The organism is Micromonospora aurantiaca ATCC 27029 (genome assembly GCF_000145235.1).
GTDB classification, from domain to species: Bacteria; Actinomycetota; Actinomycetes; order Mycobacteriales; family Micromonosporaceae; genus Micromonospora; species Micromonospora aurantiaca.
This window is the reverse complement of record NC_014391.1, coordinates 6,297,093-6,321,460: the sequence shown is the minus strand read 5'-3', so window position 1 is coordinate 6,321,460 and position 24,368 is coordinate 6,297,093. Positions and strand designations below refer to the sequence as shown.

General features: G+C 74.2%; 19 protein-coding genes. 11 read left to right on the top strand and 8 right to left on the bottom strand.

The window, feature by feature from the left end:
• Positions 1 to 111 precede the first annotated feature (111 nt).
• Positions 112 to 969: a DUF5667 domain-containing protein gene (locus tag MICAU_RS28195; RefSeq protein WP_013288755.1), complete on the bottom strand. Its 858-nt coding sequence runs from the start codon at positions 967 to 969 to the stop codon at positions 112 to 114.
• A gap of 282 nt (positions 970 to 1,251) precedes the next feature.
• Positions 1,252 to 2,223 (bottom strand): ECF subfamily RNA polymerase sigma factor, BldN family, encoded by a 972-nt coding sequence (locus MICAU_RS28190; protein ID WP_013288754.1) that lies wholly within the window; start codon positions 2,221 to 2,223, stop codon positions 1,252 to 1,254.
• 495 nt (positions 2,224 to 2,718) lie between these two features.
• Between MICAU_RS28190 and MICAU_RS28185 the strand changes: the two genes are divergently transcribed.
• The 3 genes from MICAU_RS28185 to MICAU_RS28175 are packed head-to-tail and all read left to right on the top strand — an operon-like array spanning position 2,719 to position 5,305.
• Positions 2,719 to 4,395, top strand: coding sequence for an AMP-binding protein (locus MICAU_RS28185; protein WP_013288753.1), 1,677 nt, complete (start codon positions 2,719 to 2,721; stop codon positions 4,393 to 4,395).
• Complete coding sequence (locus tag MICAU_RS28180; RefSeq protein ID WP_013288752.1) at positions 4,385 to 4,639, top strand: glutaredoxin family protein; 255 nt, start codon at positions 4,385 to 4,387, stop codon at positions 4,637 to 4,639. The genes MICAU_RS28185 and MICAU_RS28180 overlap by 11 nt, the downstream gene beginning before the upstream one ends.
• 24 nt (positions 4,640 to 4,663) lie before the next feature.
• A complete protein-coding gene (locus MICAU_RS28175) occupies positions 4,664 to 5,305 on the top strand; it encodes an HAD family hydrolase (protein WP_013288751.1) in 642 nt (213 codons plus the stop codon).
• A 9-nt stretch (positions 5,306 to 5,314) separates the two neighbouring features.
• On the opposite strand, the gene MICAU_RS28170 is transcribed toward MICAU_RS28175, so the two are convergent.
• Both MICAU_RS28170 and MICAU_RS28165 read right to left on the bottom strand, forming a co-directional pair.
• Entirely contained in the window at positions 5,315 to 5,971 is a 657-nt protein-coding gene (locus MICAU_RS28170; protein WP_013288750.1) for a LuxR C-terminal-related transcriptional regulator, read from the bottom strand.
• A 102-nt stretch (positions 5,972 to 6,073) separates the two neighbouring features.
• A complete protein-coding gene (locus MICAU_RS28165) occupies positions 6,074 to 7,378 on the bottom strand; it encodes a sensor histidine kinase (RefSeq protein WP_013288749.1) in 1,305 nt (434 codons plus the stop codon).
• Between the two features lie 389 nt (positions 7,379 to 7,767).
• Here MICAU_RS28165 and MICAU_RS28160 point away from each other — a divergent pair, with 389 nt between their 5' ends.
• From MICAU_RS28160 to MICAU_RS28135, 6 genes are all read left to right on the top strand, one after another.
• Positions 7,768 to 8,538 (top strand): redox-sensing transcriptional repressor Rex, encoded by a 771-nt coding sequence (locus tag MICAU_RS28160; protein WP_013288748.1) that lies wholly within the window; start codon positions 7,768 to 7,770, stop codon positions 8,536 to 8,538.
• A complete protein-coding gene (locus MICAU_RS28155) occupies positions 8,535 to 9,908 on the top strand; it encodes a glutamyl-tRNA reductase (RefSeq protein WP_013288747.1) in 1,374 nt (457 codons plus the stop codon). Before MICAU_RS28160 ends, MICAU_RS28155 begins: the two co-directional genes overlap by 4 nt.
• Positions 9,905 to 10,891 (top strand): hydroxymethylbilane synthase, encoded by a 987-nt coding sequence (hemC, locus tag MICAU_RS28150; RefSeq protein ID WP_013288746.1) that lies wholly within the window; start codon positions 9,905 to 9,907, stop codon positions 10,889 to 10,891. The genes MICAU_RS28155 and hemC overlap by 4 nt, the downstream gene beginning before the upstream one ends.
• Positions 10,888 to 12,468: a bifunctional uroporphyrinogen-III C-methyltransferase/uroporphyrinogen-III synthase gene (locus tag MICAU_RS28145; protein WP_013288745.1), complete on the top strand. Its 1,581-nt coding sequence runs from the start codon at positions 10,888 to 10,890 to the stop codon at positions 12,466 to 12,468. Before hemC ends, MICAU_RS28145 begins: the two co-directional genes overlap by 4 nt.
• A 13-nt stretch (positions 12,469 to 12,481) precedes the next feature.
• Complete coding sequence (gene hemB, locus MICAU_RS28140; RefSeq protein ID WP_013288744.1) at positions 12,482 to 13,465, top strand: porphobilinogen synthase; 984 nt, start codon at positions 12,482 to 12,484, stop codon at positions 13,463 to 13,465.
• A 483-nt stretch (positions 13,466 to 13,948) separates the two neighbouring features.
• A complete protein-coding gene (locus MICAU_RS28135) occupies positions 13,949 to 14,644 on the top strand; it encodes a helix-turn-helix transcriptional regulator (protein ID WP_244879684.1) in 696 nt (231 codons plus the stop codon).
• 32 nt (positions 14,645 to 14,676) lie between these two features.
• Here the strand turns inward: MICAU_RS28135 and MICAU_RS28130 are convergent, their stop codons facing one another.
• From MICAU_RS28130 to MICAU_RS28120, 3 genes are all read right to left on the bottom strand, one after another.
• A complete protein-coding gene (locus MICAU_RS28130; protein ID WP_013288742.1) occupies positions 14,677 to 17,946 on the bottom strand; it encodes a lamin tail domain-containing protein in 3,270 nt (1,089 codons plus the stop codon).
• A 91-nt stretch (positions 17,947 to 18,037) separates the two neighbouring features.
• The gene (locus tag MICAU_RS28125; RefSeq protein WP_013288741.1) at positions 18,038 to 19,054 is read right to left on the bottom strand and encodes a GNAT family N-acetyltransferase; all 1,017 of its coding nucleotides are present in this window, start codon (positions 19,052 to 19,054) and stop codon (positions 18,038 to 18,040) included.
• 67 nt (positions 19,055 to 19,121) lie between these two features.
• Complete coding sequence (locus tag MICAU_RS28120) at positions 19,122 to 20,435, bottom strand: lytic transglycosylase domain-containing protein (protein WP_013288740.1); 1,314 nt, start codon at positions 20,433 to 20,435, stop codon at positions 19,122 to 19,124.
• Between the two features lie 38 nt (positions 20,436 to 20,473).
• Here MICAU_RS28120 and MICAU_RS28115 point away from each other — a divergent pair, with 38 nt between their 5' ends.
• Positions 20,474 to 20,689 (top strand): FmdB family zinc ribbon protein, encoded by a 216-nt coding sequence (locus tag MICAU_RS28115; protein ID WP_013288739.1) that lies wholly within the window; start codon positions 20,474 to 20,476, stop codon positions 20,687 to 20,689.
• Between the two features lie 155 nt (positions 20,690 to 20,844).
• Positions 20,845 to 23,661, top strand: coding sequence for an ATP-binding protein (locus MICAU_RS28110; protein ID WP_013288738.1), 2,817 nt, complete (start codon positions 20,845 to 20,847; stop codon positions 23,659 to 23,661).
• 45 nt (positions 23,662 to 23,706) lie between these two features.
• On the opposite strand, the gene MICAU_RS28105 is transcribed toward MICAU_RS28110, so the two are convergent.
• Positions 23,707 to 24,246, bottom strand: a complete 540-nt coding sequence (locus tag MICAU_RS28105; protein WP_013288737.1) for a phospholipase — start codon at positions 24,244 to 24,246, stop codon at positions 23,707 to 23,709.
• Positions 24,247 to 24,368 lie beyond the last annotated feature (122 nt).

Here is a 24,368-nt window from a genome sequence, read left to right as displayed (position 1 = left end):
GCGACCTCCCTGCCTCGACGACGGCGTACGCCCTCCTCGTCGAGCGTATCCGGCACGATGTGACGGCCGGGTGTCCGCCGGGAGAAGTGTGGCGCGGTAGGCGTCCGCCGCTCAGCGGTCGGCCGGGCAGGTGGCCGGAGCGGGCCCGAGCATGTCGCTGGCCTGCGGCGCGGGCAGCCCGCAGGCGATCGCCTCGCGGAGCGCGTCGGCGCGCTTGCCCGCCGCGTCGAGTAGGGACAGCGAGCGGCGGGTGCGGTCCCGGTCGGCGTGGTCGGGCCGGTCGAGCAGGCCGCTGACCACCCGGCGCTGGCCGGCGAGGAAGGTGTCCACCGCGTCCAGCGCCGTCGGGTCCGAGCGCTGCGCGGCGACAGTGGTCAGCAGGCGTACGCCCTGGCGGGTGTCCGCGTCCATGTCGTCCAGGACGGCGCTGAAACCGATGCGGTCGTCGCGCACCGAGGCGGCCTCGTCGAGCCGGGTGCGGGCGAAGTCGAGGAAGAGCTGGCCTCGGCTGATGTCCGAGCTGGCGAGCGCGAGCTGGGCGCGCTCGGTGGAGCGCTTCATGCCGTACAGGGCGTCGCCGGGCAGCGCGTTCTCGCTGGCGGCGGAGATACCGGAGAGGGCGACCGCCCCGGCGGCCACGCCGACCAGGATCGCGCCCCGGGCCCGCGCCCGGCGGCCGGTGATGGCGGGGAGCAGCGCACCGCGTACGCCGGAGGTGGCGGTCCTGGCCGGAGCGCCGACGCCCTCGCGTTCGGCGGTGGCCACGAGCATCGCCCGCAGGCCGGTACGGAACTCGGCGTCCACCTCGACGTCGGGCCGCTCGGCGGTGAGCCGGCGGCTCACCTCGACGAGTGCGGTGAGCTCACCGTCCGCCTTGGACCGAACGTGGTGCCGGCGTCCGCCGTTGGCCTCGTCGAGGAGTTGCGCGAAGCGCTCGGCTCGCCGACGGGAGAAGAGGTCGCTGTCCACCGCGGCACCCCCTCTCGCTGGTCACGGCCGGGCGGCCGTCGTCGTCACCAGCGACCGGTGGCAGCGTGTGGCCCAGGGCCGACCGGAACGGCCGACCTGACCCGCCGGACCGGGTGGCCCGGGGGACGCCGGGACAACCACTGGTCGCACCCGGAGAAACGGACCGCGCCGGTCGCCGGTTACGGCTGGGGCGGCGGCGAAATCACCGGGAGTGAGGGGCGGGTGGGGGTACGTCGGGCATGCGACACCGCCCGGCGTCGTGCGCCGGCCGGGTCGGGACCGTCAGGAGTGGAAGCCGTCGGGCAGCAGCCGGGCCAGCGCCCGGACCGCCCGGTACTGCAGGGCCTTGATGGCGCCCTCGTTCTTGCCCATGGAGCGGGCCGTCTCGGCCACCGAGAAGCCCTGGAGGAACCGCAGCACGATGCATTCCTGCTGCTCCGGGTTGAGCTGCTTGACGGCGGTGAGCAGGGCGACGTTCGTGATGTGCTCCACCACCGCCGCCTCGGGGCTGCCCTCGGGTCCGCGGTCCTCCCGGTCGGCGTCCAGGACGTCACCGGTGGTGACCTCCAGCCGGTAGCGCCCGGACTTGAAGTGGTCGGCGACCAGGTTGCGGGCGATGGTGACCAGCCAGGCGCCGAGGTCGCGCCCCTGCCAGGTGAAGCTGCCGATCCGCTTGAGCGCCCGCAGGAACGTGTCGGAGGTGAGGTCCTCGGCGAGCTGGCGGTTGCCGACGCGGAAGTAGACGAACCGGAAGACGGTGTCGACGTACCTGTCGTAGATCAGCCCGAACGCCTCGGACTCGCCCGCCTGTGCGCGCTCGACCAGCGTCCACACCTCGGTGGCCGGGTCGGACGGGTCGGGGCGGCTGGGGAAGCCGGTGGCGGGCGCGGCGGCCGGCACGGCGGGCAGGACGGCGGTGTCGCCGGTGGTCACCGCCGGCAGGACCGCGGTCTCGGCGGCGGACGGCTCGGCCCCGGTCGCCGCGTCGCCGCGTCGCGCCTGGGCCGGCATGGTCGGGCGGGTCGGACTGCCCAGGCGGCCGGTCGCGGGCTTCGCGTTGCCGCCCGGGGTCGCGGGGCGGGGCGGCGCCTCGTTCGTGTGGTGCGCGCGGCTGCGGACGCGCCGCCCGTCGCCGCGTACCGCGAGCTGGCCGTCGGTGCCCCGGGGGCCGGGGTCCGCGCGCTCGTTGAGCGGGTTGCGCTGGGCCGGGCCGGTGACACCGGCCGGTCGTTCGGCGTAACCGAAGGTGGTCACCGCGCCTCCCCAGGCTGAGCGGACAGTGACCGCGCCGGAGGACCGGGTAACACCCGGTCGGGCACGGCCGGGTCGGGACGTGCCGGCGGGCGGCAGATCCCCTTGAGGTGCTGGTCCAATGCGCTCACGGGCACGGGGGCCTCCTCGGGCTGAGGGGTGTCGACTCACGGCAAATGGGGTGAGCCGACCCGAGTGATGATAGGGCCAACGTCACCCACGCGTGGCAAGTCCGTTACACAGAGCGGAAGTATTTCCCGCCAGGTCGCACACATGGCGGACCCGTTGTCCGTCGTGTGTGGTTGACTTTCGCGCCGGAACCTGGTCCGCAGTGGAAAGTCCTGGTCGGAGCCGATTTTCTTTTCGCTCGGCGTGTCGCGGGAGCGGTGCGGCCGGGTCACGTCCGGCTTCCCGCCCGGGCACCGGTGGAGATCCTCATCCCGTGGCTAGGAATCCCACCGTACGGCAATTGCAGTCCCGTGCGGCGGACCCGGCGCCGTGTTCGGGCATGGCCTGTCGGACACCGCTGTGCCAGACTCAGCCACCGTGCAGGACGCCGCCGAAAGCTCCGCGCCGAACCTCGCCGACCGGCTCCGCCACGCCGCCGCGCAACGGGGCGACCGGGCCGCGCTGCACTGGCGCGACCGGACGCTGCTCTGGTCCGAGCTGGACGACGCGGTCACCGCCACCGCCCGCGCGCTGCTCGCCGACGCGCCACCGGCCGACGGAACCGGCCACCCGCCCCGGGTGGCGATCGCGTTCGGCAACACCCCCGACTTCGTGGTCACCTACCTCGCCGCGCTCCGGGCCGGGCTGGTGGCCGTACCGGTCAACCCGACGCTGACCGCCCGCGAGCTGCGGCACGTCCTCGCCGACTCCGGCGCGACCGTGCTCGTCGGCGCGCCCGAGGTGACCGCTCGGGTGGACCCCGCCGAGCTGCCCGCGCTGCGTGCCGTGCACACCGCGCCGCCGGTGTCCGGCGACGCCGCGCCGGCCCGGTTCCCGGCCCGCTCCGGCGACGACCTCGCAGTCCTGCTCTACACCTCCGGCACCGAGGGCCGGCCCAAGGGCGCGATGCTGTCGCACCGGGCGCTCGCCGCCAACCACGACCAGGTCGACCGCATCGAACCACCTGTGGTCGGCCCCGACGACGTCGTGCTGCTCGCCCTTCCGCTGTTCCACGCGTACGGGCTGAACTCCGCACTCGGCGCCGTCGTGCGGCACGGCGCGACCGGGGTGCTCGTCGACGAGCCCGGCCCGGCCGGCGCGCTGGACGACATCGCCCGGCACCGGGTCACAGTGCTCGTCGGCGTACCGCCGATGTTCCTGACCTGGGCCGAGGCGGAGCGTGACCCGGCCGCGGCGCTCGCCTCGGTACGCGTCGCGGTGTGCGGCGCGGCGCCGCTGCCGCTCGCAGCCGGCGCGCGCTTCACCGAGCTGACCGGGCACCCGGTGCACGTCGGCTACGGGCTCACCGAGACCGCGCCGGTGCTCACCTCGACGCTCGTCGGCGGCGAGCCGAAACCGGGTTCGATCGGCCGCCCGCTGCCCGGCGTCGGGCTGCGCCTCGTCGGGTCCGACGGCACCGAGCTGTGGCGCGACGGGGTGCCCGCCGACGCCCCCGACGAGGACGAGATGGACCTCTCCGACGAGCCGGCGGGCACCGACCCCGGGCAGATCGTGGTACGCGGCCCGAACCTGTTCGCCGGATACTGGCCGGACGGGCGGGGTGGGCCGGACCCGGACGGCTGGTGGCCCACCGGCGACGTGGCGTACGCCGACGGCGACGGCGACCTGTTCCTGGTCGACCGGCTCGGCGAGCTGATCCTCGTCAACGGCTTCAACGTCTACCCGCACGAGGTGGAGCTGGTGCTCCAGGCGCACCCCGGGGTGGCCGAGTCGGCCGTCCTGGGCGTGCCGCACCCGCGGACCGGCGAGACTGTGCGGGCGTACGTGGTCCGGGCGGCCGGCCCGCCGGTGACGGCGGACGACCTGCTCGCCCACTGCGCGCGTAACCTGGCCCGGTTCAAGTGCCCGACCGCCGTCGAGTTCGTCGACAGCCTGCCGTACTCGGCGATCGGGAAGGTACGCAAGACCGAGCTGCGCCCGGCGCCCGCGGTGCCGTCCCCGGCGACGCCGACCGAGATCCGCACGGAGGTATCCGATGTCCAGTGACCCGAGGCTCATCCTGATCACCCGGCCCGGCTGCCACCTGTGCGACGACGCCAAGGCCGCGCTCGACCGGGTGGTGGCGGTCACCGGCGACCGGTGGGTGGAGCGGGACGTCACAGGCGACCTGGAGATGGAGCGCGACTACGGCGACCGGCTGCCTGTGGTGCTGCTCGACGGCAAGGAGCACGGCTACTGGCGGGTCGAGGAGGACCGGCTGCTGCGCGATCTGACCACGCCGCAGCTCTAGCACTATGGTGCTCGGGTGACGGGTATGCGACGCCACCTCGTGTGGGACTGGAACGGAACGCTCCTCGACGACCTCGACCTGGTGGTTCAGGCCACTAACGTCGCCTTCGCCAGCGCCGGCGGACCGGCGGTCACCGCGGCCGAGCACCGGGTCCGGTTCCGGCGGCCGATCGCCGACTACTACGCCGAGATGCTCGGCCGGGCCGTGGACGCCGAGGCGTTCGGGACGCTCGACCGGGTCTTCCACGACGCCTACCGGGCCGGGCTGACCACCTGCGCCCTGGCCGCCGACGCCACCACCGCGATCGAGTCCTGGGAGGGCAGCCAGTCGCTGCTGTCCATGTGGTTCCACGACGAGCTGGTGCCGACCGTGCACACGTACGGCCTGACCCCGCACTTCCGCCGGGTGGACGGGCTGCGCGCCACGGTCGGCGGCGGGCACAAGGCCGAGTGGCTGGAGAAGCACCTGGCCGAACTGGGGCTGGGCGGGCACGAGGTGGTGCTGATCGGCGACTCGCTCGACGACGCCGACGCGGCCGCCTCGGTCGGCGCCCGCTGCGTCCTCTACACCGGCGGCCTGTCCGACCCGGACCGGCTGCGCGGCAGCGGCCACCCGGCCGCCGACACGCTCACCGAGGCGGTGACAGTGGCCCGCACGCTCGCCTGACCGGCCCGGTCAGGCGCGCAGGTGGGCCAGGACGGCCAGGACGCGGCGGTGGTGGGTGGTCGCGTCCGGGGGCAGGTCGAGCTTGGTGAAGATGTTGCGGACGTGCTTCTCCACCGCGCCGTCGCTGACCACGAGCGTCCGGGCGATGGCGGTGTTCGAGCGGCCCTCGGCCATCAGCGCCAGCACTTCGCGCTCGCGCGGGGTCAGCGACGCCAGCGGGTCGTCGCGCCGCCGCCGGACCAGCAACTGGCTGATCACCTCCGGGTCGAGCACGGTGCCGCCGGCCGCCACCCGGGCCAGGCCGTCGAGGAACTCGTCGATCGCGGCGACCCGGTCCTTGAGCAGGTAGCCGATCCCACCGCCGCCCCCGCCCGCGGTGTCCAGCAGGTCGTCGGCGTACGACACCTCGACGTACTGGGACAGCACCAGGATCGGCGTACCGGGCACCCGGCGGCGGGCCTCCACCGAGGCGCGCAGTCCCTCGTCGGTGTGTGACGGCGGCATCCGCACGTCCACCACCGAGACGTCGGGCCGGTGCGCCACCACCGCCTCGACCAGCGCGTCACCGTCACCGACGGCCGCCACCACCTCGTGCCCGTACTCGGTCAGCAGCCGGACCAGCCCCTCCCGGAGCAGTACGGCGTCGTCCGCGATCACCACCCGCATGGGTCCGGTGTCTATCACGCCCGGACCCGGTTGCCGCCCGGCGGCCCGGATGCCGGGCGCGCCGCGCCACCGCGCGACGGCCCGGAGCCCGGGCGAACCAGGTCACCTCGGCAGTTCGGCGTGGATCCGGGTCGGGCCGCCGGCCGGGCTGGCCACCTCCAGGGTGCCGCCCGCCGCCCGGACCCGGTCGGCGATGCCGCTGAGCCCGTGCCCCTTGGCCAGGTGCGCGCCGCCGGCGCCGTCGTCGGTGACGGTGATCTCCAGCCGGCCCACCTTCCGGGTGACCTCCACCCGGCAGATGTTCGCCCGGCTGTGCTTCGAGACGTTCGTCAGGGCCTCGGCCACCACGAAGTACGCGGTGCTCTCCAGCCCCGGGTCGAGCCGTCCGGCGGCGGTGCCCAGGTCGTCGTCCACGGCCAGCTCGGTGGGTACCAGGGCGCGGGCGGCGAGCGCGGCGAGCGCGCTGGGCAGGCCCCGGTCGACCAGGATCGGCGGCGCGATGCCCCGGGACAGGGCACGCAGCTCGTCCAGCGTCTCCCGGGTCTGCGCGACCGCCTCGTCGAGCGTCTGCCGGGCCGCCTCCGGGTCGGCGGCGAGCTGGTGGCGGGCCCGGCCGAGGTCCATGGCGAGCCGGACCAGCCGCTGCTGCGGGCCGTCGTGGATGTCGCGCTCCAGCCGGCGCAGCGCGACCGCCTCGGCCGAGGCGGCGGCCCGCTTCTGCTCCTCCAGCGTGACGATCCGCTGCCGCATCTCGGCCACGCCGGTGAGCAGCGAGTACGCCAGCCCGGCCTGGAGCCGGGCGCACCCGCGTGCCACCAGCGGGAGGGTGAACAGGGCGAACAGCCCGATCGCGGTGTTCAGGGCGATCCGCGCGCCGGGGCCGTCGCCCATCCCGAGGAGCTGGCTCAGGTCCTGGTCGTCCGCGCCGCGCGGGATGGCCCAGTCGTACGCGATGTAGAGGGTGCCGCCCAGTGCGAGCACCCACCAGACCACGAGCAGCACGAACGTGGGCACCGCCACGAGCAGCCGGACGAAGGCGTGCAGCAGGTCGAGCCACGACTGCGCGTCCCGGATCGGGGTGAACACCCGGCGCCAGAACCCGGCACCCGGCTCCGGCCTGCGGTAGACCGGGCGTACCCGGGGCCGGTCCTGCACCCCGGCGAGCCGGAGCCGCTCGATGTCGGCCAGCCCGCGGGCCGCGTAGAGGAAGCCGGCGAGGATCGGCAGGCCGAGCGTGGTCACCAGCAGCCCGGCGCTGAGTGAGATCCCCACCACTGCCAGCACGAAGCTGACGATCGCCAGCGGGAGGCCCACGAGCACGTAGGTGGTGTCGCGGGCGAGGCGGCGCAGGAGCCCGTGGACGGGGGACAGCGGAGCGGGCGCGGTGGCCAGTGGTGCTGCGGTCATGGTTCGAGGCTATGGGCGCGTGCCCCGCCGACCCATCCCGCACGCTGGCCTGTTCGGGGTGGGGTTCTCCCTACTCGAAACGTGAGACTCGCCTCGCCACGCCGGTCACGGAGCGCTACGGGCCCCGCGCGATTGGTCAGGGAAGTCTGGATTGAGCAATAATCGGCATGCGCCGCCGAGAGACGCGGTTGATCGATCTTGCGGGAATGGAGGGGCAGGTGAAGGCGCGTCGCGAGCTTTCAAGATCGCGATTTGTGCACCCCTTCACAAACACCTACTCTGTAGTTCCGACGCGCCCTGCTAGCACAGCCGGCAATCTCGGTCGCCAGCGGGAGTCCCGAAACGACCGGCCCCCGTCGCTGGTCGAGGATCGCACCGCACGGAGTCTCATGAGCCAGCACCGTCAACCAGGCGCGCCCGGTCGCACCGGTGCCGTACCGGCGCTTCCGGACCTGCCCGAGGCGACCGTGTCCCGGCTCCCGGAATACCTGCGTGCGCTGCACGCGCTCGCCGACGCCGGGCACGAGACGGTGTCCAGCGAGGGCCTCGCCAACGCCGCCGGCGTCAACTCCGCGAAGCTCCGCAAGGACCTGTCCCACCTCGGCTCGTACGGCACCCGCGGCGTCGGCTACGACGTGGCGCTGCTGGTCGACCAGATCTCCTCGGTGCTCGGGCTCACCCAGTGCCGGACCGTCGCGCTCGTCGGCGTGGGTAATCTCGGTCACGCCCTGGCCGGCTACGACGGCTTCGCCAACCGCGGATTCCGCATCGCCGCGCTGGTCGACGCCGACCGGTCCCGCGTCGGCGAAGTGATCAACGGCCTGGTCGTACGGCACGTCGACGAGCTGCCCCAGATCGTCGCCGAGGAGTCGATCTCGATCGGCGTCATCGCCACCCCCGCCCCGGCCGCCCAGGCGGTCGCCGACCAGTTGGTCGCCGTCGGCGTGACGAGCATCCTCAACTTCGCGCCCTGCGTACTCTCGGTTCCGGACGGGGTCGACGTGCGCAAGGTCGACCTCGCCATCGAGCTGCAGATCCTGTCCTTCCACGAGCACCGCAAGGCATCGCTGACCGCGCTCCCCGCCACCGGCGGGTCCGCCCTCACCGCCCTGCCCGGCGGACTCGCGGCAACCGACACCCAGGAGGCGATCGGCACGTGAAACTGCTCGTCGTCGGCGCGTCCTACCGCACCGCCCCGGTCGCCACCCTGGAACAGCTGGCCGTCCCGCCCGCCGACCTCACCCGCACGCTGGACCGCCTGATCGCCCAGCCGTACGTCGCCGAGGCCGTCCTGGTCTCCACGTGCAACCGGGTGGAGGTCTACGCCGCCGTCTCCGGGTTCCACGGCGGACTCGGTGACATCTGCGCGGTCCTGGCCGACCAGGCCGGCTGCCAGCCCGCGGCGCTCGCCCCGCACCTCTACGTCCACTACGACGCCGCCGCCGTGGACCACGTCTTCCGGGTGGCCGCCGGGCTCGACTCGATGGTGGTGGGCGAGGCGCAGATCCTCGGCCAGCTTCGCGACGCCTACCACTCCGCCGGTGGCGCCGACTCCGCCGGGCGGCTGCTGCACGAGCTGATGCAGCAGGCGCTGCGGGTCGGCAAGCGCGCGCACGCCGAGACCAACATCGACCGGGCCGGGCAGAGCGTCGTCACCGCCGCCCTCGATCTCGCCGCCGGGCTGCTCGACGGCGACCTGGCCGGCCGGCCCGCCATGGTGGTGGGCGCCGGCGCGATGGGCTCGCTGGGCGTGGCCACGCTGTCCCGGCTGGGCGCCGGCCCGCTCACCGTGACCAACCGGGGCGCCGCCCGTGCCGTCCGGCTCGCCGAGTCGTACGGCGCGTCCGCCGTGCCGATGGCCGAGCTGATCACCGCGCTCGCCGACGTCGACGTCGTGGTCGCCGCCACCGCCGCCACCGAGGCGGTGCTCACCCGCGACGTGGTGACCCGGGCGCTGGCCCGCCGGGACGCCGACCGCGGCCCGCTGGTCCTGCTCGACCTGGCCGTCCCGCGCGACGTCGAGCCCGGCGTCGCCGAGCTGCCCGGCGTCGAGGTGATCGACATCGACCGGATGGCCGCCGTCCTCGCCGACGGACCGGCCGCGGCCGACGCCGCCGAGGTGGCCCGGATCGTGACCGGCGAGGTCGAGGCGTTCCTGAGCTGGCTGCGCGGCGCCGACGTCGCACCGACGGTGGCCGCCCTGCGCGGCCGGGCCGAGGACGTCGTCACCACCGAGCTGCGCCGGCTCGGCCAGCGCCGCCCCGACCTCAGCGACGACCAGCGCGCCGAGGTCGCCCGCACCGTGCACCGGGTCGTGCAGCGGCTGCTGCACCAGCCGACCGTACGGGTCCGCCAGCTCGCCGCCGAGCCCGGCGGCGACCAGTACGCGGCGCTGCTGCGCGAACTGTTCGACCTGGACGTTCCGCAGACGTCCCCGGTCGACACCGTCCCCGACGTGGTCGCCACCGACCTCGACGGCCGGCCGTCGTTCGACGCCGCCGACGTCCCGCCCACCGGAGGTGCGCGATGACCGCCCCCCTTCGCCTCGGTACCCGGGGCAGCGCCCTGGCGATGGCCCAGTCCGGCCACGTCGCCGAGGCCCTCACCGCGGCCACCGGCCGCCCGGTCGAGCTGGTCGAGGTGGTGACCGCCGGCGACAGGTCCACCGCCCCGGTGCAGCGGCTCGGCGTCGGCGTGTTCGTCTCCGCGCTGCGCGACGCGCTGACCGCCGGCGAGATCGACTTCGCCGTCCACTCGTACAAGGACCTGCCCACCGCGGCGGCGCCCGGCCTGCACGTCGCGGCCGTACCGCCCCGGCAGGATCCGCGTGACGCGCTGGTGGCCACGAACGGCCGTACGCTCGCCGAGCTGCCGCCCGGCGCCCGCGTCGGCACCGGCGCGCTGCGCCGGATCGCCCAGTTGCACGCGCTGGGCATGCAGTTGGAGGTCAGCCCGATCCGGGGCAACGTCGACACCCGGCTCGGCCGGGTGCTCGGCCCGGACGCCGACCTCGACGCCGTCGTGCTCGCCCGCGCCGGGCTCAACCGGATCGGCCGCGCCGACGTCATCACCGAGACGCTCGACCCGATGCTCATGCTGCCCGCACCCGCCCAGGGTGCGCTCGCCGTCGAGTGCCGGGCCGACGACCAGGACGTGATCGAGCTGCTCGCGCTGCTCGACCACGCACCGTCCCGTGCCGCGATCACCGCGGAACGGGCGCTGCTGGCCACCCTGGAGGCAGGGTGCAGCGCGCCCGTGGCCGCGTACGCCGTTCTCGCCGAAGGCGAGCCCACCGACGAGGGCGACGTCAATCAGGAGATCTACCTGCGCGGTGCGGTGATCAGCCCGGACGGTACTCGTGACCTCCGGCTGTCCCGCACCGGAACGCCCGCCGACGCGGCGGAGATCGGCAAGGCACTCGCCGCCGAACTCCTCGAACTCGGCGCCGACTCGATCCTCGGCCAGGACGCACAGGCCGGCCCGGGGACCCAGCAACTTGGGAGCACAGAATGACCCGCACCCGTAAGCCCGTAGGCCAGATCGCATTCGTCGGGGCCGGTCCCGGCGACCCGGGCCTGCTGACCCGCCGGGCGCTGGACGCCCTGGTCGAGGCCGACCAGGTGGTCTACGACCGGGGCGTACCCGAGTCGCTCCTGGCGCACGTCCGCGCCCAGGCCCGGCCGGGCGCCGAGTTCAGCCCCGCCGAGGGCGTGCCGGGGGACGTGGCGAAGGTGCTGATCTCCGCGGCCCGGTCCGGGCAGAACGCCGTGCACCTGGTCGCCGGTGACCCGTTCGGCCACGACTCGGTGGTCAAGGAGGTGCAGGCGGTCGCGCGTACCGCCGCGCACTTCGAGGTGGTCCCGGGCGTCGGCCAGGCCGAGGGCGTGGCCACGTACGCGGGTGTCCCGCTGCCGGGCGTACGCACCGCCGCCGACGTCGAGGACGTCACCGCGCTGGACTTCGAGGCGCTCGCCACCGCCGTCGGGCGGGGTTCGCTGGCGCTCGCCGTGGACGCCGGTGACCTGGCCGCCGTCCGGGACGGCCTGCTGGCCGCCGGGGTCGACGGCACCACAGCGGTCGGGGTGACCGGTGACGGCACCGGCGAGACGCAGTACACCACCACGTCGACAGTCGACTCCTTCGTCGCGGCGGCGCTCGGCTTCACCGGCCGGGTGGTGCTCACCGTCGGCGCGGCCGTCACCGACCGCGACAAGCTGAGCTGGTGGGAGAACCGCCCGCTGTACGGCTGGAAGGTGCTGGTGCCCCGCACCAAGGAGCAGGCCGGCGTGATGAGTGCGCGGCTGCGCGCGTACGGGGCGATCCCGTGCGAGGTGCCGACCATCGCGGTCGAGCCGCCGCGTACCCCGGCGCAGATGGAGCGGGCCGTGAAGGGCCTGGTCGACGGCCGGTACGCCTGGGTCATCTTCACCTCGGTGAACGCGGTCCGGGCGGTGTGGGAGAAGTTCGCCGAGCACGGCCTCGACGCCCGCCACTTCGGTGGCGTGAAGATCGCCTGCATCGGTGACGCCACCGCCGAGGCGGTCCGTGCCTTCGGCATCCAGCCCGAGCTGATCCCCTCCGGGGAGCAGTCCTCCGAGGGCCTGCTGGCCGAGTTCTCGCCGCACGACGAGATCCTCGACCCGGTCGGCCGGGTGCTGCTGCCGCGCGCCGACATCGCCACCGAGACCCTGGCCGCCGGCCTGACCGAGCGCGGCTGGGAGGTCGACGACGTGACCGCGTACCGGACCGTGCGCGCGGCGCCGCCGCCCGCCGAGATCCGCGACGCGATCAAGTCCGGCGGGTTCGACGCGGTGCTGTTCACCTCGTCGTCCACAGTGCGGAACCTCGTCGGTATCGCCGGGAAGCCGCACGCGCGGACCGTTGTTGCAGTGATCGGGCCCAAGACGGCGGAGACCGCCACCGAGTTCGGCCTGCGCGTCGACGTGCAGCCGCCGCACGCCTCGGTGCCCGACCTGGTGGAGGCGCTCGCCGCCTACGCCGTCGAGCTGCGGGAGAAGCTCGCCGCCATGCCGGCGAAGCAGCGCCGGGGCTCGAAGGTGCAGGGCCCGACCGCCCTGCGGTTCCGCTGACAGGAGGCCCGTCATGCCGTACCCCGAGATCCGGCCCCGCCGGCTGCGCCGCAACGCGGCCGTGCGGCGGCTGGTCTCCGAGACCCGCGTCGACCCGGCCGAACTGGTCGTGCCGATGTTCGTCAAGGAGGGGCTGACCGAGCCGCGGGCCATCGCGTCGCTCCCGGGGGTGCTCCAGCACTCCCGGGACTCGCTGCGCAAGGCCGCCGCGGAGGCGGTCCAGGCCGGGGTCGGCGGGATCATGCTGTTCGGGGTGCCGGCCACGCGGGACGAGACCGGCTCCGGTGGCATCGACCCGGCCGGCGTGCTCAACACGGCGATCCGGGACGTGGTCGCCGAGGTCGGCGACTCGACTGTGGTGATGAGCGACCTGTGCCTGGACGAGTTCACCTCGCACGGGCACTGCGGCCTGCTCACCCCGGACGGCGGGGTCGACAACGACGCCACGCTCGCCGCGTACGCCGACATGGCGGTGGCCCAGGCCGCCGCCGGGGTCCACGTGGTCGGGCCGTCCGGGATGATGGACGGCCAGGTCGGCGTGGTCCGCAAGGCGCTCGACGCCGCCGGGCACCAGGACGTCTCGGTGCTCGCGTACGCCGTGAAGTACGCCTCCGCCTTCTACGGCCCGTTCCGCGACGCCGTGGAGTCGGCGCTGGAGGGGGACCGGCGCACCTACCAGCAGGACCCGGCGAACCTGCGCGAGTCGCTGCGCGAGGTCGAGCTGGACGTGGCCGAGGGCGCCGACATGGTGATGGTCAAGCCCGCGCTGCCCTACCTCGACGTGGTGTCGGCGGTCCGTGATGCGGTGAACGTCCCGGTCGCCGCCTACCAGGTCTCCGGCGAGTACGCGATGGTCGAGGCGGCCGCCGCGAACGGCTGGATCGACCGGGATCGGGTGATGCTGGAGACGCTCACCTCGATCCGCCGGGCCGGCGCCCAGATCATCCTCACCTACTGGGCCGTCGAGGCCGCCCAGTTGCTGCGCGAGCGCTACTGACCTACTGACCGCTGCTCGGCCGACGTGGTCCGTCTGCTGCCGCCACGTGCGGCGGCAGGGCTCGCCTCGCCGTTCTCCGGTTTCGCCCTCCTCGTTGTGGTCGCCGCACGTTGTCCACAGACCAAGGCGGTCACTCAGCGTATCTTTTCGGCCGGCGGGACACTTCACCCCTCGCCGACTTTGCTCTGCAGCCATGGGCGCAACTGTCACGAATCGTGAGCGCTGCCTCGGTGGCTGCAGAGCAAAGTCTGCCGAGGTGGTTATCTCTGCCGTGGCGATCGTGAGGTTTGTGTCCACTTAAGTCGGCTTTGTGCTGCAGCTGGGTCACTCGCTTTGATGGCAGCCCTTAACGCTGAGTGATCGTCACCCTCTGTGTGTGCTGGCGGTCGCTGCCATGCGGAGTTGGACGCCGAATCCCGGGTTTTCCACAGGGGCGGGGAGCGGGGTTGCCGGGCCGGTGCGGGAGACGGGACCGTGGGCGGCGTGACAGACATCGCCGACACCGAGCCGGAGGCGGGCGCCGCCGCCGGCACCGCCACGGGCGCCCACAGCGGCACCGCCACCGCCGCTGCCACGGGCGCGGGGACGGGAGCCTGCGCCGCACCCGGCGTGCCTGGCGCACCCGGCGTGCCCGGCGTGCCCGCCGCGGCGGCGGGAGGCGACGGGCCGGCGCTGCTGACCGAGTCGTTCGACGTGCCGTTCCCGGCGCCGGGGATCGTCCGGGCGGTGCGTCGCCGGGCCGACGCCAGCCAACGTGAGCTGGCCCGGTTCGCCCGGGTGCATCCGAGCACGATCGGGCGGATCGAGGCGGGGACGCTGACGCCGAGCCTGACCATGCTGTCGCGCATCGTCGGCACGGCCGGCTTCCGGCTCGTGGTCGTCGACGAGGCCGGCCGGGTGCTCAAGCCGATGCGTGACCGGGCCGACCTGCGGGACGGCGCGGAGCGGCGGTACCCGTCCCACCTCGACGTCATCACCGACCCGGAGCCGGGGGAGTGGTGGGCCGACCGGTACGGGCTGGCCCGCCCGCCGGAGACGTTCTACCGCAACCGGGAGGTCCGGGACTGGCTGCGCCGCCGCAGCCAGTGGGAGGTGCGGGTGGCCAAGTACCGGAGCGTGCCGCCTCCGCCCGATCCGCAACGGTGCGGATACCGCGGCGGCCCGCCGATCCGCCCATGAGGGGATCGACGGGCCGCCGCGCGGCACACCGCTCAGTCGTCGTTCAGGATCGTCCCGACGCCGGACGGGTCGGCGAGCCGCAGGCCCGGCACCCCGGCCACGTACAGCGTGAGCTTCTCGTCCGCCTCGCGCTTGCGGTCACCGCGCACGGTGACCGGGAACGTCAGCGAGGTCCGGCCCGCGGCCAGCAACCGGCAGCCCACGTACGGGTCGTAGTCCGACCCGGCCTGGGCGGTGGTGCCGTAGGTGGCCGCGCAGATCAGGGCCGGCTCGGAGAGCGGGCGGGACACGGTGACGGTGAACGTCATCGTGCTGGTGCCCTTGTCGCCCTCGGTGACCGAGGTGTCCGCGACCCGCAGCGAGGCGCGCGACCGGAACCGGGCCACCTGCGGGTCGTGGTCGCTGGCACCCCGGTCGCCCAGCTCCGGCGCGTCGGTCGGGTAGTCGGCGTTGATGTGCGCCGTCCGTACCTGCACCAGGTCGTCGTGCATCGGGTCGTTCACGAAGAGGTTGTCCAGCGTCTGCGCCTGACCGCTGAATGTGTACGAGTACGCCGACGCCGGCGCGTCCTTCACCAGGTCGTCCCAGAGGTTGTGCAGCCCGGCCTCGTACAACGGGGCGAGCTGGTCCGACGGGGTCGGGTTCTGGGCGGTGGCGATCGGGTCGTCCGGGCGGGGGAAGACGTTCAGGTCCCCGCCGTAGACCACGCGGGCGTTCGGGTCGCTCGCCTCGACCGCCTGGACGATCGCTGCCCCGTACGCGGCCTGCTCGCGGCGCTGCCCGACCCGGCTGTCCGGTCCGGACGAGAAGTGGTTGGCGACCGCCCAGAGCGTGAACCGCTCGGTCGATCCGGGGCCGGCCTTCACGGTGAACCGGGCCACCTGCGCCGCACGGGTGTAGACGTTGCTGCCGTCCACCCCGGTCGACCGGTCCACGTCGGCCGGCAGCACCGCGTTGAGCGCCTTGGGGTTCTGCACGTCTGCGTTGGACGGCAGCGCCGCCGAGCGGTACTGGACGGTCGGGGCGGAGCCCAGCAGCGGGTCCGCGGCGGTCGCCTCGGCGAGCGTCAGCCGGTCGGTCCGGTAGAGGAACGCCGAGGCGATGCCCCGGGCGTCCGCGCCGGTCCGGTCGTACGCGGCGGCGTACGCCGGGCCGCCGTTGGCCGCGATGGCGAGTGCCAGCTCCTGCACGGTGTCCGGCGCGCCGTCGGCGTTGTTGGTGTCGCCGCAGGCCAGAGCGCCGTCGACCACCGAGCAGATGTCCTGGTCCTCGGCCTCCTGCACCAGGATCAGATCCGGGCTGTGCAGCGACTGGACGATCTGCCGGGCCTGCACGGCCAGCTTGGCCGCGTACGCCTCCGGGCTCGCCGGCACGTAGTCGAACGGCGGGCTGACGCCGGGGCAGCCGGTGTTGCCGGCGAAGTCGCAGCCGTCGAACGGGTCGTCGCGGTAGTCGTACAGGTTCTCCACGTTGTAGGTGGCGATCGCGACCTCGCTGCCGCGGTCGGCCGGCTGCGGCGGGTGGTTGGCGGCCGGGTCGGCGCCACCGGTCAGCGTGAGCTGCTCCGGCTGCACGCTGTACTTGCTGAACGCGTACGAGACGGAGCCGTAGGCGTCCTCGGTGAGCGTGTCGAACGTGCGTGCCTCGGGCAGCAGCGCCCGGGAGTCACCGGCGGTCGCCTTCACACCGCCCGCACCCAGCAGGATGCGCTGGTTGTTGCCGTTGTCGAACAGCGTGCTGGGGATGTCGTCGAGCGGGTGCGCGTCCCGGAACACCCGCCGGGCGTACGGGTCGGACCGCTTCATCACCGGGTCCTCGCGGTCCAGCACGTAGATCTCGGAGTCGGCGGTGGAGGAGTAGATGTGCCGGGGCGCGGAGACGCCGCTGCCGGCGCGTACCCGCATCCGCTCGCCCTCGTGCCGCTCCCAGAACAGGTCGGCGGCGGCCGCCTCGGCCGGCGGGACCGCGTCGTCGACCCGGACCACGGTGTCCACGTCGAGGCCGGAGTCGAGCTTGCGGACCAGCGAGGCGCTGGACAGCTGGGTCTGGCTGAAGTACTCGGAGACCCGGCCGCGCAGCACGACCTCGTCACCGACGGTCGGGGCGTACCCGCCGATCAGCGTGGTGAACGAGCCCATGAAGACGAACAGGCCGTCGGAGGTCAGCGGGTCGCCGTCCTCGCTGCCGAGCCGGCTCTGGAGGTAGAAGCCCCACTGGTCGGCCCCGGCCGAACTGCGGGTCAGGGACATGCCGGTGATGACGCCGCGTACGTCGTACAGCGTGGAGCTGGTGCCGTTGCCGCTGGCCGGTGCGAGCGGCGACCGGTCGGTGCGGCCGTCCTCGTCGTCGGCGGTGCGGCCCTGCACCTCGCCGACCGACAGCACGCTCGTGGCCTGCACGGTGAGCGTGCAGGTGGCGCTGTCGCCGTCGGTGTCGGTGGAGGTCACGGTGACCGCGTAGCTGCCGGCCGGCAGGCCGGTGGCGGTCAGCGTCGCGGTGGCCGTGCCGCCGTCGGCGGTCGCCGGGGTGAACGCGGTACGGCTGATCGAGCCGCTCGCCGGCACCGGCACGACCGAGGTGACCGCCAGGTCGGTGATCGTGTCGTCGGCGTCGGTCGCGGTCACCTCGCGGGTCGCGGTGGCGCCCGCCGACAGCGTCAGCGCGCCGCCGCAGGCCACTGTGGGCGGCTGGTCGACCGGACCGTCGCCGACGGTGTGGCTGCCCAGGCCGTCGAACGTGTCGGTGGCGAAGCCGGCCCACTGCGCGGCCGGGTCGAACGCGTCCGCCGGGTCGGTGTCGCCGGCGGTCACCGAGGGCAGCCGGCGCAGCGTGTTGTCCGCAGTGCTGGTGAGGCCGCTGCCCCACTCGCTGCCCGGGTCGACGCCGACCTGGCCCAGGGAGTCGACCACCGTGCCGCCCTTGCGCAGCACGATCGCGTCGTCGCCGTTGAACAGCGAACCGGAGTACGTCTGGTCGGCTTGGGCGAGGATCGCCGGCGCGGCCGCCGCGGCGGCGAAGACGAACACGTCACCGGCGGCGACGGTCCCGGTGAGGGCCACGTTCGTCGAGGTGGTGGCGCCGTTGAAGAAGAGCTGGAGCTGGTAGCCGCCGGCTCCCAGGTCGATCGGGGCGCCGGTGCCGTTGTACAGCTCGACGGCCTTGTTGTTGGACGACCCCTCGACGTACTCCGAGATGAACAGGTCGGTGGGCGCGGCGCTGGCCGCGGTGGGTGCGACAGCGATCGCCGTGAGGGTGACGGCGGCGGTGGTCGCGAGCGCGGCGAGGGTGCGGCGCGGGCGCATGGGGCCTCCACGATGGGTGGACAGGAACTAACGAACGTTAAGGCTCTCGTGGGTACACCGTCCAGCCCTTCGATGGCCGGACGGTGAACGGTCAGCGGTGACTGTCCAGCCGGTGCACCAGTTCGGCCACGTCCACACCGTATTCGCACCAGTCGCGGTCGGGGCGGTAGCCCAGCTCGGCGTTGACCTTCAGCATCGACTCGTTGTCCTGCGCGTTCCAGGTCTGCACCTCGGCCACCTCGGGCTCGGCCGAACGCAGCTCCAGCAGCATCCGCGCCTTGATGGCCCGGTCGATGCCGTAGCCGCGGTGGTCGTGGACGACGATCGTGTCGTACTGGTCGGCCCGGGTCGGGTGCTGCGCCGGCACCACCACCTCGGTCAACCCGGCCACCTCGCCGGTCTGCTCGTGCAGCGCGAGCACGATGTACGGCTTCATGCCGCGCCGGTGCAGCGTGGCGAGGCTGTCGCGCAGCCGGTCCGGGTCGTAGGAGCTGGGCCGCAGCTCCACGTCGTCGGAGTCGCGCACCTCGGCCTTGGCCCGCGCGTACGCCTCGATCAGCTCGTCCGGCGGGCCACCCGGCCAGAACTCCACGCGGTAGCCCGCGCCGACCTCGGCGGCCATCTCGGTGAGCGCCGGCCAGTCCACCGAGCGCAGGTCGAGCACGCTGCGGGTCTCCACGTAGTCGCGGGTGAAGCCCAGCGACTCGTAGAACCCCACGGCCGGGGTGTCGCCGACCACCTCCACACCGATCGACTGGAAGCCCTCGTCCCAGACCCGGCGGGCGGCCACCCGCACCAGCTCGCGGCCGACGCCGCTGCGCCGGATCGCCGGGTGCACCAGCACCTCGAGCACGCCGATCCCGCCGAGCAGCAGCACGTGCACATGCCCGAGGATCGCCCCGGGCGTGCCGTCCGGGCCGGCGTCCTCCTGCGCGACCCACGAGATCCGCCGCTCGCCGGGCATCACCTCGGAGAGATACTCCCGCATGGAGCTCTCCCGCCATGGCGGATCCTGCGGCAGATCGGCCGCCAGGACCGCGTTCAGCGTGTCCAGCAGGGACGCGATCTCGGCGGACGACGCGGTCCTGGGATCCCACTCGCGCACCATCACCCGTCTAGCTTGCCGTCAACGGCAGCCGGGGGGAAGGGTTGAGTCCGCGAATGTACGCGAGCCGTCACCTCACGTTGCGGCTGAGCCTGCCGTACTCGTCGGCCTTGTCGAAGACGGCCTGGGCGTACCGACGCACATCGTTGTAGGAAAGGATGGCGCCCCACCAGTCACCCGGGATGGTCATGTTCCGGCCGCCCTTGCACAGGTAGAGCCCGGCGGCCAGCGCCGCGTCGTCGATGTCGTGCGGGTTCTTCACGCCGTCGCCGTCCGCGTCCGCGCCGATCTCCTGCCAGGTGGTCGGGATGAACTGCATCGGGCCGAGCGCCCGGTCGTGAACCCGGTCGCCGTCGAGCAGCCCCTGGTCGGTGTCGAGGATCCGGGACCGGCCGCCCTGCCCGTCGAGTGGCTCTCCCTTGATCTCCGGCAGGGCCCGCCCGTCGGCTTGCAGCGTGGCGCCGTTGGCCGCGCCGTGGCGCGACTCGACGTAACCGATCGCGGCCAGCGTGGTCCAGCTCAGCTGGCACCCACGGTTGGTCTGGGCGAGCACCAGCTCGGCGTAGGCGTACGCCTGGAGCGCCACCACGGGGACGCCGGTCACCGCGCCGACCCGCTGCGCCCAGCCGGTGAGCGCGTCGGCGGGACGCCCGGCGGGCAGCACCGGCGCGGTGGTCGCACCGGGCAGCGGCGTGCCGGTGGGCGCGGCGGTTCCGGGCAGGCCGGTCAGCTCCGGCAACGGCGGCGTGGCGGGCGCCGCCGCGGTCTGCGGCACGCTCTGCGACGGCGTGGCCTCGGCGACCGGCTCCGGCCGGCCGACCGCCGCCGGCACGACCACCGCACCGGCAGTGGCGGCGGCGGCGACCAGCGCGAGCAGGAACAGCGCGGGCAGCGTGGTGCGGCCGCCGGGCCGCCGGGACCAGGCGCGGGTGGCCCGGGCCGCGCCGACTGTGAGTTGCCGCGGGCGCGTCCGGACGGCGTGCGCGAACGGCATCCGCCGACGCCGCCCGCCGCTCTCGGCTGCCGCCTCGGCCTGTGCCTTCGACCCCGAGCCCGGCTGCTCGTCCCCGCCCGCTCCGGGCTCGGCGTCCGCCTTCACGGCCGATTCGGGCTGCGGCTTTCCGCCGGGCCGGGCGTCCAGCTCGACGCCCGGCTTGGGGGCCGGCTTCCCACCGGCCTCGACGCCGGGCGTGGCGTCCGGGTTCGCGCCGGGCTCGGCGTCCGCGTCGCGGGCCGGGTCGGCGGGCGACTTCGGGGGGAGGGAATCGCGTTCGCGGCGGGGCCGCGGGATGGGCGGGGTGCCGTCGTCGGGTGGCGCGGCGGGTCGCAGGGGCCGGGCCGTCGCTCGCCGTTCGCCGTCCACCACCCGTCGAGTATCACCCATCCGGGTGACGACGTCAGGCCCGGCCGTACGCTTGGGACATGCCCCGGTACGAGTTCCGTTGCCGCGCCTGCGGCGACACCTTCGAGGTCAACCGCCCGATGGCCGAGGCCGGACGGCCGGCCACCTGCCCGCAGGGCCACGCCGACACGGTGAAACTGCTGTCCACGGTGGCCGTCACCGGCCGGGGCGGCTCCGCTCCGAGCGGTGGGATTCCCAGCGGCGGCGGTTGCTGCGGCGGCTCCTGCGGCTGCTGACTTTCCGCCGTCCGTCCCGCGGGTCGATCGGGGTCTTGCCGCCGGTGTGATCCTTTGGCACCTTGGGGCGGAATCTGCCCAGCCGTTCTCACGATGCGTGACGGCACGACCATAGGGCAGCATGAACCCGACGTCACCGGGCGGAGGTTCGACGTATGTCGCAAGGACACCACCTCCCCAGCGGGTGGGTGACCTTCGTGTTCACCGACATCGAGGGCTCGACGCGGCTGGCCCGGATGCTCGGCCCGGTCTACCGCCCGGTCCTGCACGAGCACCGGCGGCTGCTGCGCGACACCCTGGCCGGCACCGACGGGGCCGAGCTGCTGACCGAGGGGGACTCGTTCTTCCTCGCGTTCCCCGACGCCGCCGCCGCGGTCCGCGCCTGCCTGACCGCGCAGCGCGCGCTCGCCGGCCACGAGTGGCCCAACCCGGACGCCACCCCTCGGGTACGGATGGGACTGCACACCGGGTACGCCGAGCCCCGCGACGGCGAGTACGCCAGCCCCGAGGTGCACCGGGCCGCCCGGGTGGCCGCCGCCGCGCACGGCGGGCAGGTGCTCTGCTCCGCCGCCACCGCCCGGCACGCCGACCCGCTGCCGGACGGGGTGTCCCTGCTGGACCTCGGACTGCACCGGCTGCGCGGCTTCGACGACCGGGAGCGGCTGTTCCAGCTCGTCGCACCCGGGCTGGAGCGGCGGTTCCCGCGTCCGCGTACCGCCGACGCGACAGCACACAACCTGCCCACCCAGGTCACCTCGTTCGTCGGCCGGCAGGCCGAGCGCGCCGAGCTGGGGCGGCTGGTCGAGGCGTACCGCCTGGTGACGGTGCTCGGCGCGGGCGGCGCCGGCAAGACCCGGCTGGCGGTGGAGCTGGCCTCCGGGATCGTCGAGGACTACCCCGACGGCGTCTGGTTCGTCGACATCGCCGCGGTGACCGACCCGGGGCTGGTGGCGTTCGAGATCGCCGCCGTGCTCGGCCTGCGCCCGGAGCCCGGCCGGCCGATGGTCGACACCCTCGTGGAGTACGCGGCGCCGCGCCGGATGCTCGTGCTGCTGGACACCTGCGACGCCCAGACCGCGGCGTCGGCCGAGGTGATCGGCCGGCTGCTCGCCGGTGGCCGGGGTGTGCGGGTGCTGGCGACCAGCCGGGAGTCGTTCGGCGTACCCGGCGAGGTGGTGTGGCGGATACCGCCGCTGTCGGTGGACGAGGGGCCCGACGGCGGGGGGAGCGACGCGGTGGCGCTGCTGCTGGACCGTACCGCCGTGGCGCGCGGCGGCCGGGCGCCGGAGCCGGCCGAGCAGGCCGACCTGCACCGGGTGGTACGCCGCCTGGACGGGTTGCCGCTGGCCATCGAGCTTGCCGCGGCCCGGCTGCGGGTGCTCTCGGCCGGGCAACTGGCCGAGCGGCTGGACGACATGCTGGGCACGCTCGACGCCGGGCGGGAGACGGCGGAGCCGCCGCCGGTGGAGGCCGGCTGGAGCGGCAACCAGCAGGACACGGTGGATCTGGTGGCCGCCGCGACCGGCGCCGCACCGCCCACCCCGGCGACCCGGGCGGTGCAGCGGTCGGCGAGCGAGCGGCACCTGACCATCCAGGCCACAGTGACGTGGTCGTACCGGACGCTCGGCGCGCGCTCGGCCCGGCTGCTGCGCTGGATGGCGGTGTTCGCCGGCCCGGTGGACCTGCCCACCGTGCAGTGGCTGCTCGACGAGGACCCGCTCGACCCGCTCTCGGTGCTGGTGGACAAGTCGATGGTGCTGGCCGAGCCGCACGCCTCCGGCAGCACCTACCGGATGCTCGACCCGATCCGGGCGTACGCGGCCCGGCGGCTGGTCGAGGCGGGCGAGGAGCAGAGCGCCCGGGACCGGCACGTCGCCTGGTGCCGGCACGCGCTGGACCGGGCGCACCTGGGGCCGGACGGCCGCCCGGTGACGCTCTCCCTGTACGCGCTCGACCCGCTGGCGAACGAGTTGCGGGCCGCGTTGCGCTGGTGCGCCACAGGTGGCAGCGCCCGGTCGGGACTGTCGCTGGCGGGTGACCTGGACCAGTGGTGGCGGGAGCGCGGGCTGGCCCGGGAGGGGCGGCTCTGGCTGTTCCGGCTCTACGGCCGGCTCGCCGAGACCGGCGAGGTGATGCCGGACGCCGAGCTGGCCGCCGCGTACCACATGCACTCGCTGCACGCGGGCGCGGACGGCGAGTTCGGCGAGGAGCTGCGGTACTCGCAGCGGGCCGAGGCGGCCGCCCGGCAGTCCGGTGACCGAGGGCTGCTGGCCCGGGTGCTGGCCGGTCGCGCGGCGCCGCTGGTCGACATGGGGCAGTTCGCCGAGGCGGAGCGGGTCTGCCGTGAGGTGATCGACTGGGCGTACGCGCAGGACGTGGTGGGCGACGCGCTCCTGGCCGTCTACAACCTCGCCGAGCTGCTCTGGCGCCGGGGCGCGCTGGACGAGGCGGCCGATCTGCTCGCCGCGGCCCGCCCGGTCGAGGCGGCCCGGCCCGCCGAGCGGGGCGGCCGGTCGGTGGACATGCTGCTCGGCATGGTGGCCCTGGCCCGGGGCGACCTGGTCGCCGCGCACGAGCACCTGCTGGTGGCGTTGCGGTCCCGGATGAGTCACGGCTACCTGGGCCGGGCCTGCGACACGATCAACGCGATAGCGGTTCGCTGCGCGCTCGCCGGGGACGCGCTGGCGGCGGCCCGGCTGTTCGGGGCGGCGCAGGCCACCCGGGCGAACCTGCGGGCCACACCGGGGATATACGGCCCGTACTGGTCGGCCCGGCAGACGGAGCTGCGGCGGGTGCTGGGCGACGAGTCGTTCGACGCCGCCTACGGCGCCGGGACGGGGCTGCGGCTGGACGAGGTGGCGGCGCTGGCGCTGCACGTCGAGCACCCGGACCTGGCCGCCGACTCGCCCCGGTTCGGCAAGCAGACGCCGGGTTCGTGGCCGGCGTTCGAGCCGCGCAGCACAACGGGCTGAGCCGGACAGGGAGCCCGCCGGGTGGCGGACTCCCCGCGCGGTACGTCAGGCGGTCGCGGCGCGGCGCTGGGCGTCGGCCTTCATCCGGGCGGCGCGGTCGAGGTCGGCCTGCGACACGGCGGCGACCGAGCCGAAGACGCTCACCGCCTGGTAGTACGTCCAGGCGAGGCTGTAGCAGGCGGGCCGGACCACCGCGTTGTACGTGGCGCAGACCCGCTTCAGGTCGGCGTAGAAGGCGCTGTCCAGGCGGGACTTGCTGGACGAGAAGACGCCCATCGCCTTGTGGTTGCGGTAGCCGAAGTCGTGCCGGTAGCAGGAGAGCTTGAAGTTGAACCCGATCGGGTTGTCCGGGCTGGACGAGCAGTAGTCGGTGGACCAGTCGAAGCCGTACTCCGTCCAGGGTGCCCGGTTCTGCCGGGCGCTGTTCCAGGCGTTGTAGCTGGACGCGCTGGTCTGCGTCCAGCTGGTCAGGACGGACAGCTTCTGCTGGGTGCTCACCGCGGCGGCGGCCGGCGTGGCCAGGCCGAGCATGGTGAGCAGGGCGAGTGTTCCGGCGGCGAGGATGGTGGCGAGGCGACGGGACACGGGAACCTCCGCGGGTGGTGGCCGGGATCTCCGGATGTCGACAAGTGTCGATCAAGTGGATGACCTGGGGCGATGCTCCGGGGAACGGCTCGCTGACATCCGCCCAAACAGACGAATGCCCC

What these genes read in the sequence shown, in the direction of transcription:
- MICAU_RS28180 (WP_013288752.1), top strand. Translation starts at nt 4,385, where the DNA reads ATGTCCAGTGACCCGAGGCTCATCCTGATCACCCGGCCCGGCTGCCAC.
- MICAU_RS28145 (WP_013288745.1), top strand. Translation starts at nt 10,888, where the DNA reads ATGACCCGCACCCGTAAGCCCGTAGGCCAGATCGCATTCGTCGGGGCC.
- hemB (WP_013288744.1), top strand. Translation starts at nt 12,482, where the DNA reads ATGCCGTACCCCGAGATCCGGCCCCGCCGGCTGCGCCGCAACGCGGCC.
- MICAU_RS28160 (WP_013288748.1), top strand. Translation starts at nt 7,768, where the DNA reads ATGAGCCAGCACCGTCAACCAGGCGCGCCCGGTCGCACCGGTGCCGTA.
- MICAU_RS28115 (WP_013288739.1), top strand. Translation starts at nt 20,474, where the DNA reads ATGCCCCGGTACGAGTTCCGTTGCCGCGCCTGCGGCGACACCTTCGAG.
- MICAU_RS28125 (WP_013288741.1), bottom strand. Translation starts at nt 19,054, where the DNA reads ATGGTGCGCGAGTGGGATCCCAGGACCGCGTCGTCCGCCGAGATCGCG.
- MICAU_RS28130 (WP_013288742.1), bottom strand. Translation starts at nt 17,946, where the DNA reads ATGCGCCCGCGCCGCACCCTCGCCGCGCTCGCGACCACCGCCGCCGTC.
- MICAU_RS28170 (WP_013288750.1), bottom strand. Translation starts at nt 5,971, where the DNA reads ATGCGGGTGGTGATCGCGGACGACGCCGTACTGCTCCGGGAGGGGCTG.
- MICAU_RS28120 (WP_013288740.1), bottom strand. Translation starts at nt 20,435, where the DNA reads ATGGGTGATACTCGACGGGTGGTGGACGGCGAACGGCGAGCGACGGCC.
- MICAU_RS28110 (WP_013288738.1), top strand. Translation starts at nt 20,845, where the DNA reads ATGTCGCAAGGACACCACCTCCCCAGCGGGTGGGTGACCTTCGTGTTC.
- MICAU_RS28175 (WP_013288751.1), top strand. Translation starts at nt 4,664, where the DNA reads ATGCGACGCCACCTCGTGTGGGACTGGAACGGAACGCTCCTCGACGAC.
- hemC (WP_013288746.1), top strand. Translation starts at nt 9,905, where the DNA reads ATGACCGCCCCCCTTCGCCTCGGTACCCGGGGCAGCGCCCTGGCGATG.
- MICAU_RS28165 (WP_013288749.1), bottom strand. Translation starts at nt 7,378, where the DNA reads ATGACCGCAGCACCACTGGCCACCGCGCCCGCTCCGCTGTCCCCCGTC.